Source organism: Acetobacter cibinongensis (assembly GCF_000963925.1).
Lineage (GTDB): Bacteria > Pseudomonadota > Alphaproteobacteria > Acetobacterales > Acetobacteraceae > Acetobacter > Acetobacter cibinongensis.
In genome coordinates, this window is sequence record NZ_BAMV01000084.1 from 1 (window position 1) to 9,085 (window position 9,085).

Annotated in this window: 6 protein-coding genes and 2 pseudogenes; 4 read left to right on the forward strand and 4 right to left on the reverse strand. The window is 57.5% G+C overall.

The window, feature by feature from the left end; all coding sequences use genetic code 11:
- Positions 1-489: 489 nt before the first annotated feature.
- The 4 genes and pseudogenes from Abci_RS14455 to Abci_RS13950 form a co-directional block, all read left to right on the forward strand.
- A pseudogene (locus Abci_RS14455) lies at positions 490-582 on the forward strand (SEC-C metal-binding domain-containing protein); the annotation flags it as partial.
- Between the two features lie 21 nt (positions 583-603).
- Positions 604-1,923 carry a hypothetical protein gene (locus tag Abci_RS13940; RefSeq protein WP_048839776.1) on the forward strand — a complete coding sequence of 440 codons (1,320 nt, stop codon included), beginning with the start codon at positions 604-606 and terminating at the stop codon, positions 1,921-1,923.
- Positions 1,920-2,720: a hypothetical protein gene (locus Abci_RS13945; protein ID WP_048839777.1), complete on the forward strand. Its 801-nt coding sequence runs from the start codon at positions 1,920-1,922 to the stop codon at positions 2,718-2,720. Before Abci_RS13940 ends, Abci_RS13945 begins: the two co-directional genes overlap by 4 nt.
- On the forward strand, positions 2,707-5,970 hold the full coding sequence (locus Abci_RS13950) for a DEAD/DEAH box helicase (protein ID WP_048839778.1): 3,264 nt from the start codon (positions 2,707-2,709) through the stop codon (positions 5,968-5,970). The genes Abci_RS13945 and Abci_RS13950 overlap by 14 nt, the downstream gene beginning before the upstream one ends.
- Positions 5,971-6,377: 407 nt before the next feature.
- Here the strand turns inward: Abci_RS13950 and Abci_RS13955 are convergent, their stop codons facing one another.
- The 4 genes and pseudogenes from Abci_RS13955 to Abci_RS13970 form a co-directional block, all read right to left on the reverse strand.
- A complete protein-coding gene (locus tag Abci_RS13955; protein WP_146807020.1) occupies positions 6,378-7,307 on the reverse strand; it encodes a hypothetical protein in 930 nt (309 codons plus the stop codon).
- Positions 7,308-7,625: 318 nt separating this feature from the next.
- A complete protein-coding gene (locus Abci_RS13960; RefSeq protein WP_048839780.1) occupies positions 7,626-7,922 on the reverse strand; it encodes a helix-turn-helix domain-containing protein in 297 nt (98 codons plus the stop codon).
- Positions 7,919-8,260 carry a type II toxin-antitoxin system RelE/ParE family toxin gene (locus tag Abci_RS13965; protein ID WP_048839781.1) on the reverse strand — a complete coding sequence of 114 codons (342 nt, stop codon included), beginning with the start codon at positions 8,258-8,260 and terminating at the stop codon, positions 7,919-7,921. Before Abci_RS13965 ends, Abci_RS13960 begins: the two co-directional genes overlap by 4 nt.
- 119 nt (positions 8,261-8,379) lie before the next feature.
- A pseudogene (locus Abci_RS13970) lies at positions 8,380-9,085 on the reverse strand (IS630 family transposase); the annotation flags it as partial.

The window sequence follows — 9,085 nt, forward strand, 5'->3', positions numbered from 1 at the left end:
AAGGAATGTGAAGCGGACAGGCGGCAGACGCCTCGTCTCGGTCATACAGGCGGTTGGAAAGTTTCCAGAAAGCCGACATGAAGCATCTTACGCTCCACCGGCAAAGGAGGATAGCGGACTTGCGCACGCATTCTACCCAGTCGAGGTTCGAATGTCGCCATGCGGGCCGCGCCGGAACCAGATGAGAACTATGTCTACGCCATAGCCCTCTAAAGCCCGCTTTGGAGGACGAACCGGTTTGTCTCCTTCTGAGCGTCGATTTGCCCAATCCGCCGTTCGGTAATCCGTCGGGAAATCTGCTCGCAAACTACGAGCGACTGAAGGACCCAACAGCAAGTAAACAGCCTGCGCAAGTGGAATGGCAGATATTTCATATTCTACGTGCCTTTGATACACGTTCGGCTAGAAAATTGTGTAGCTTAGGCGCTTCTGGACTTTTGCATCGATGATGTATTCAAAATCTGCACATTTGACGGTGACACTAATTACATGAACTCCGCATCGCCTCGTCCATTGGCGCTTCCACGCCGAACTGACCCATGCCTATGCGGATCGGGGAAGCAATTTTGCGAATGCTGCCGCGACCATTTGCCGGGGCATGCGATGAACAAAGCTTGGCGCGAACCCGCGATGAAGAAGCAATGGCCTAAAGTCCTTCGTGCGCTCCGTGCCGACCTCACCCAATATACGGTCTACCATCGCACCAATACGGTGCCCTTGATGCGCAAATTGCCCCCTGAAGAAATTGAAATTCTGAGCATCGATATTGAAGCGCTCCACGAATCCGTCGAACAACTCACTGGCATCTATGGACAGTTAGGTCGGTTGGCAGAATTGCCGCAGGTATTAGAGCGGCTGCGCGTCAACATCGATGATCCGCGTTGGCAGAGAAAGTTGACTTACCACCAAGCGATTGTGGCCCACCTATGCAACGACGCCGCTGGGGCGCGGCGAGAGTTGGCAAAGCTGGGGCCTATCACGGCCCAGGAAGCAGACCTCGATGCTCTCCACCTCCACATCGACATCAATGGCGATACGATCCCGCTCGTCGACAAACTACGACTTTACGATCGTGTTCTCGAGCTGACAACATCGCGCAGGGACCGCATCCAATATGCAGCAGCGAAGGGCGTCGAATTGACTTTGGCAGGCGACACCGCGGGAGCGACTGCAATCTGCGACGAAGCGCTTAACGCCGCGCAGGAATCTGAGAAAGAACGCCCATTTGGGCCTGACACGCAATTATGGTTCTGCAAGCTGCTCGAAGTGGCCGGCATCTCAAAACGCGATCAAGCCCACTTCGTCGATGCGGCCAAACGGCTGCAGGCACTCATTGCCCTGACCGATTACTGGACCCCCGCCGGCCTCGGCCACGCCAACCGCTGCCTCGGTGACGTTCTCCGCTTGGCCGGGCAATGGGAAGAGGGCGCCGCTGCCTATTCTGCGGGATATAAGATAGATGGCAATCCTGCCTGCCGCATCTTCGAGGCGAGCTGCCTACTGATGCAGCACCGCGCGAACGATGCGCTCGCGATCATCGAATCCGTCGATTTCGAGACGCTGGAGGCGCCGGAACGCGCAGACTACGCTATAGCGTATGCGGCCATCGCCATAGCCCTCCGCGACGGAGGAAGACTTGACGCCGCCGCCGCCAAGCTCAAGGCAGTCTCCCCAATTCGGCAATATTTCGTTCACGAGAACGTCAGGTACCAACTCGCAATCGAGCGCGCGCGGGTCGCGATCGCAGCCGGTACGTCCGTGCCGAAATCGAGCCGCCTCCTTGATTGGATCAGCTCGATGTCTCGCTGGTTCATGGTCCAGCCCAACATCGCCGGCCTTGGCATTAACCTAAACAACATAGTAGACGACGCGATCGCCGCCCGCCGCCAGAAACGGTCCATCGACGAAAAGAGCAACGAATGACTCTTGTCGTCGAGCCTATAGCCATATTGCCGCACTGCCTGGGGTCGGTCTGGACAGTTGCCGATCCCGAGGCGCTCGCCGAAGTATGCGCGCAAATCCTCATCGGCCGCGCACTTCACGCTGCGATGATCCTCGACGGCGTCCATCCGGCAGGCACGCCCCCGATCGTAAGCGCGGCATTGAAAGAAAAGCTCCGTCTCGAACTTCACCCCCAAACCAATCCAAAGATCTGGCATCGCGACGGCCTCCTATTCGAGATCATCAGTTGGGTCGCTGCCTACCTCACCGCGACCGTCAACGACGCCATTTCTGATCCGCATCTGAAGGCGACCAACCAAGGTACCGACTGCGTCAAGGTGACGATCGATCCGGGGACCCGCACGCTCACACGCGCAACCGTGTACGAATATAAATGCACGACTAATTGGCGGCAGCTCTTCTCGCAGGACGTCCTCGCGGCTTTTCGAGAATATGTCTCGGGCGAGCGCGACAACCAACTCGCGCAGGCAGCGATAACACTTTTGATAGGTCTCGGCTTCACGCCTCAAGAACGCAACGCGGCCTATGATGAGTTGATCCGGACGCGGCCGCTCACCTTCCAAGCTTCGCTGACCGTTGCCCCAAGCGGCTTCACTGCCAAGCAGCGCCTTGCTCTATTCGAGGGCTATGATGCGATTGCCGGCGATATCGCGACGCGCGGCGGCAACATCATGCCGCTCGATGACGTGCGCGCCTGGTTCGCCGTCTTCTCTGCCCGTGTTTGGTCAAGAATCGAGGCATTCGATGTTCGACGCTGAAACTGCGGCGCTTATCCGATCGGCACCCCCTTTGCGCGGCGTAGACCCGCAGCTCCTGCCTCAGGAGCTCACTAGTATTTACGCCGAACTTGCTGGCTTGCGACTACGCGCAGCGCAACTTGCCGACGCACCCGATTATCTCGCCCAGATCGAACGTCTCTCGCGCATTGCCGCGGTCTACGAAGCCCAAGTCGATGACACCGTCGACGGCGAAGCGCGACGGGCCGCAGCTTTTGTCGCAGGCACGGCCTATCAAATTCTCGGGCGCGTCATGCCCGCGATACCCGACCGCACGACGTTTCTAAGTGCGGCGGCAATCCACCCGCGGATCGCCGCGCCGCTGCTGTTTCTGATCGCCGAGCAAAGCCCGGATGCGCGTGAGGCAGCGCGCGGGCTCGCTGGCGGCCGCCTCGAAGACGTTCACCGCGGGGCCCTGCTCGAAAGCATCCAGGATTTGGCGCAAGAGCGGTTCGTCGCGATCCTCGAACGTGCGGAACGCTTAGCGCGCCTACAGCCTTCAGCCGACGATGATCTCACCGAACAGGCGACACAGGGTCTTTATGGCCTCTGCTGGGCAGGCCTCATCCATCTCGTCGCCCGCCTTCTCGCCCAAGCACCGCCCGTTCTGGCCTATCCGCTCCTAGAGACTCCGCAGGCCTTGTTCGATCGCGTCACGCAGTTGGCCGTCGCCAATGTCACGGCGCCTAGGCCCGGCGCGCGCCTCGTCTCAGCATATGCCGGTCCGCGTCATCTCGCACGACTGTTCCGCCATGTTGCCGATGGCCTGGAGGGAGCCGGCACTACCAATCTCCCGGCACCGGCCGGGGCGGCCGAACCGGCGTGGCGGCGCTGGCTGCGCCACCGCGCCCTGACCAAACCAACGCTTTGGCCCAATCACCGCCAGGCCATTGCGACCGGATTTCTCGACGCCGGCACCTCCGCTGTCTTGGTCCTGCCCACCGGGGCCGGGAAGACGACCCTTTCCGAATTGAAGATCGCTTCGACGCTCAGCGCTGGCCGGAAAGTGATCTTCCTTGTTCCCACGTTGGCACTGGTCGACCAGTTGCGCGACGACCTCGCCGAAAGCTTTCCGAAGAGCCTCGCCAATTACGAGATTTCCGCCGATGGCGATCTCATCGCGTTTATCTCCGGTCCTGAACTCGGCACGATCGAGGTGATGACGCCAGAGCGTCTGCTCGCAGTCCTCAGCTTTGCCGATGCGGACGTCGCTGAACTTGGCCTGATCGTCTTCGATGAATGCCACCTCCTGAGCCCGGCTGGCGGAGGCGCGCGTAGCGTCGACGCGATGTTGTGTCTCCTTCACGCCCTTCGGCGAGCGCCCGATGCCGACTATTTGCTGCTGTCAGCGATGCTGCAAAATGCCCCAGATGTCGCCGAGTGGCTCGGTCAGCTCACCGGTCGTCCCTGCATCAGCTTCCTCGACCCGTGGAAGCCGAGCCGACAGGCCCGCGGCGTCGTCGCCTATGCGGAAAATCAGCTGAACTGGGCGAATCAGGTCGTCCGCGCTGCGAACTCCGCTGTTCGTAATAACCGGCAGGCCAACAAGCCACCGCTTGATTTGGTGCCATTTGCCCTATTCGGTCTACACAACGCTTGGGCGCGCAATGCCCCTGCCGATCGCCGCATCGTTCGCCTCTCTGAAGGCAATGTGCGGTTGAACTACGGTGTCGCTGGAGCAACTCCCAACTCTAACGAGGTCGGTGGTTCTTTCGCCGCTAGCGCAGCTCGCGCCGGATTGAAGACCATCATGTTCGTCAATCAGGCCGATCACGCCCCCAGCACCGCGCGGCGGATCCGGGCTGGTCTCTCAGGCGTGGGCGCACTCACCGAATTTGAGAACGATCTCTGGACCGACATCATCGCCGAACTTGGCGGCCCACAGTACTCGCTGCTGGATCCTACCGCGCCTGCGCTACCGCATAATGGCGACATGATAGCCATCGAGCGACGTATGGCTGAATCGCTGTTTCGCCGTCGCGATGGCGCAAGTATTATTGTTGCGACGCCCACGCTCGCCCAAGGCATGAACTTGCCGGCCGAGGTCGCCATCTTGGCCGGGACGATGCGCCATGATGAAGATGGACGCGAACCGCTCAAAGGTCACGAGATCCTCAACGCTGCCGGTCGCGCCGGCCGCGCGGGTCATCTCGCCAATGGGACCGTCCTGCTGATTCCCGAACCGCCGGTCGCCTTTTCGGCGAATTGGGTTCCAACCGGCGCAGCGTTCGACATGCTCGCGAAAGTGCTGCCCACCAACGATCAATGCGTCATGATCGACGACCCTCTGACGTCCTTGCTCGACCGCATCCAACTCGGCGACGTGAATGGTCCAGATGTCCGCTACTTTTTGAGCCGGTTGCGCGCTGGCGCGGGCGAAGAGCAGGATGCCGATCGCCCAATTCAGATGATGAGCCGTTCGTTCGCTGCCTTCCAGGCGCGAAAGGCAGGTAATGAGGCGGCGTTCGATGCCCAGATCGCTTCGCTTAGGGGGGCGATCGACGCCGATGTTCAGGCGGCCGAAGCCGCAACGGTGAAGGTTGCCGCATTCAGCGGGATGCAGCTTGAGCCGCTGATGGCGCTCACAGCGCGCATCGCCGCAGAAATTGACGCCCTTCCGACATCGATCATAGAGTGGTGCGATTGGCTGGTCGATTTCATGATCGCCGACCGGCAAAGCTATGCGTTGCTGTTCGGCAGCGACGTCGAGACGGTCAAGGCGGTGACGCGCGGCCGGAAGACCGGAGGCGATAGCACCGACGCCGAGATAAGATTGCTCAAACCGGCTCTGCGGGCTTGGTTGAGCGGCGCACCGTTTGTCACCATTGAGGTCGCACTTGGCGTCGTGCCTGCTAAGATCAGAACCTGTAAACGGTCTAGGGATTTCGTGCTGCGGCTGATGAACCGGCGATTCTATATGATTGCCGGCGCGCTCACCGGTCTCGTCCAGCATGCGCTTCAGGAGGCAGGCAAGGTCTCCGCAAATCCAGCGGTTCTCGAAATCCTTGCAATCGCTATTCGCAAAGGCCTCGATTCGCCGGAAAAGGTCGCGTTCGCCCATCGATCGCCATCGATCCGCTCGCGCGTCGTTACCCATCGTGCCTATGCTGAAGAGGTTCCCGGTCGGCAGGACCAACTGGGCGCCGATTTCCAGACTATCCTCAGGTCGATAGATGCCAAACTGGCATTCGGGGGGGGGCGGCAGGTCTTTCCTCCCGGAGATGCGGAGTGACGCCGTTCCCGCATATCGAACTACCGTCTCGAACGGAACCTCTGGCGTTGATTTGGCCAATTCCCGGAAGTCCGGCGGCACTTTGTCAATTCGCTGCCTCCCGACGAGTGGCGGCCTTTCGTCGCCATCCTTTCGCTCGACCCACGTAATCCCGACATGTGCGCCTGAAGTTCGAGCCGGCCAAAAACTGTGCTCTTGGGATAGATCGACGCAGACCTGATTAAAGGTGCCGAGCGGGTCGCCCTGACTATACTGGAACTTGCACTAAAAGATCGCTTCGCCCACGTGATGCCGCGCCTTCTCAGCAAATGACGTTTCTACATCTTCAGCGAAAGCGAGGCTTAATGAGTTTGCCGAACAATATCGAAACCGCTGCTGCGGTCTGGAAAAGCTCTGTTTGGACCCGCCTAACGCAGGTCAAGATGATTGATGGGCGTCCACGTAGTCGACTGTTGGGGGACTACGTAGCAATCTTCTATTAGCCACGGCTCGCGTTCGACCGTAAGTGAGCGTTTAAGATCATCGGACAGCCCAGCTTCGCCAAACTGTGCTACAAGTAGTACTGCACAGGCAGCGACCGCCTCAAAAGCGTTGCAGAGGGATGCACGTTTGAACTGACTCTCCCGGTCGTGCTTCACTGTGTTATATGCGTCATACCATTTGAGTGACGCTGTGGGCTTATCGCGACACCATTCAGCGAAAGGCTTAATTTCGGCCACTTCGGGGTAGCGTTTGAAGCGGACAGAATAGCTACGAAGACTTAGTGGCTCTGCAAGTTTCACATAGTATGTAGTATTTTTTCGATCCTCGTTGTTGCCATTTGAGACCATGATTCCAGCCATATGCTTTTCCACTTCGGTCGCAGCCAGAATAAGAAGATTGCGAATTTCATGCCCATAAACTTCAAAAGTAGTCTTAGACGGCTCTACGACACGGCAAGTTGCGGCAAGATCAGCGACTAATGCTTCCAAGTGCGTTTGAGCATTGCGTAGATAGCGTTGTTCGTTGCTGCAATCTGGTAGTCGTGCTTGGGCGAGACAGAATTTGTCGAGAGGGTCTCCGATAATTGGGCGCGCTATGCGGGGAAAGAATTGGCCTGGAGAGTGCCGTAGACGCACAAATGGTCCCGGCTCCTTCTGTTCATCCAGCCACGGCGTTTCTTCCCTTATTGCATCCCAGACAGTTCCATAAGATTTGGCACGGAAGTAGCTTCCCGGCCCGGACTCAACGTCCGATCTGCCCATAAGAAGCGCGTAACTATTGGTGAACTTCCATATCTGGAGTTCATCCTCAAGGGAGCGAGCAAACCACTCATCGGCTGGAATGTTCGTCATCATTAAATCAACTCTGTTCTGAATATCCATGAAGGGCAGGATAGGCGATTTTGTAAGAATGCGTTTTCATTGCTTTCTTACAACCAGATTACGGGAAAGCGGTATCAGAAACTGTCCGTATGTAGCAAATGGTGCGAGCACGGACGAATGTCCCATGAGTTGAAACACGGTTCCCAGCAAGCTCTTCCAAAATTTCAGTTGAACTTAGGGAACCGCACTTGGCAACACGAATGACCGCTTCCCGCCTATTTCACCATATAGAAGACATTCTGTTCTCCCCCCAAAGCAGCTGCTTTAATCAGCGTCTAGTATACCACTTTGTTAGCGAGTAGCAGGAAGCAGCTCGCTAACCAACGATGGACGTTTATCTAACATCGCCAGCAAGACCTGAGCTGGCCCGGTTGGCTGACGACGACCATGTTCCCAGTTCAGAAGGGTTCCCTTAGCGACACCGATGCTCTTGGCAAACTGTGCCTGGGAGAGTCCCGTTCGTGTTCTGATGGCCGCAACGTTCACAGACGGCACACGTACCTTATGGGTAACGCTGTTTTGTAACTGTGCTTCCGAATATGCGAGAGCCTCATTTAGCCCCTGCAGAATGCTATCATAAGTGCTCATGATGGTTCTCCATATTTCGCAATTAGTGTCTTACTCAAGTTTACCAGAGCAGCCTGTTCGGATCGGGAAAGATTGTCTTTTTCGTTCTTGGCAAAGACAGTCAGTAGAAACAAAGGCATATGTCTCCCACCAAAGACATAAAGAGTTCTATACCCTCCCCTCTTCCCGCTACCTTCTCGTGCAAAACGAATCTTTCGCAGGCCGCCGCCGAGCGAAACCCCAGCGTCTGGCATTGCCGCGAGCGTGTTAATCAGAGCCATCCGATCGTTGTCTGACATCAAGGCTTTTGCCCGTTTTATGAATTCAGGCAGTTCAACAACGGTTTGCAACTTTGACACTTTCAGTAAACTATACGTCAATGGCTTATATGTCAAGGACGCATGAATTAGAAGGTTGAAGCTAATAATGGTTGTTCAGCCAGACAGCAGTCCAGCAACTTAACTAGAGCGGTTCCACTTTAATCTGGTTCATATCCAGAGGCTGTAAAGAAACTGGCGCATTGACTGGGAGTGAAAGCCGGAAGCAGTGCGCCGACGGTATCCCACAGAGCACCGACAGTCCGTTCAGCTTTGGCGCGCAGCAAGGCCTTGAGTTTTGAGAAGGCCATTTCGATGGGATTGAAGTCCGGGCTGTATGGCGGAAGGAACATCAGTTCCGCCCCTGCCTGCTCAATGGCCTTCTGTGCCGCCGGAAGCTTATGCGCCGGAAGATTGTCCATCACGACGATATCGCCCGGCTTCAGTGTCGGGATGAGAACCCGTTCGACATAAACCTGAAAGATCCTGCCATTCATGGGACCATCATGCACGAAGGGCGCGGTCAGGCCTGTCAGACGCAGCCCCCCGGTGAAAGTCGTGGTTTTCCAGTGACCGTGCGGCACACCGGCGCGGCAACGTTCCCCGCGCAAGGCACGCCCGCGCAGACGGGCCATCTTCGTGGAGAGGCTGGTTTCGTCAATGAACACCAGACGTTGCGGATCAAGGTCAGGCTGGAGATCAAACCAGTCCTGTCGTCGCTTCAGGACGTCTTCACGCTCCTGCTCCAGTGCATGAGCGGTCTTTTTTTGAATGTCCATCCGTGTTGCCGCAACCAGCGACTGAGCATGCTGCGACCGATCCCGACGGCCCGTTCTGAATTGCCCCGGGTTTTGTGGAGACAGAACG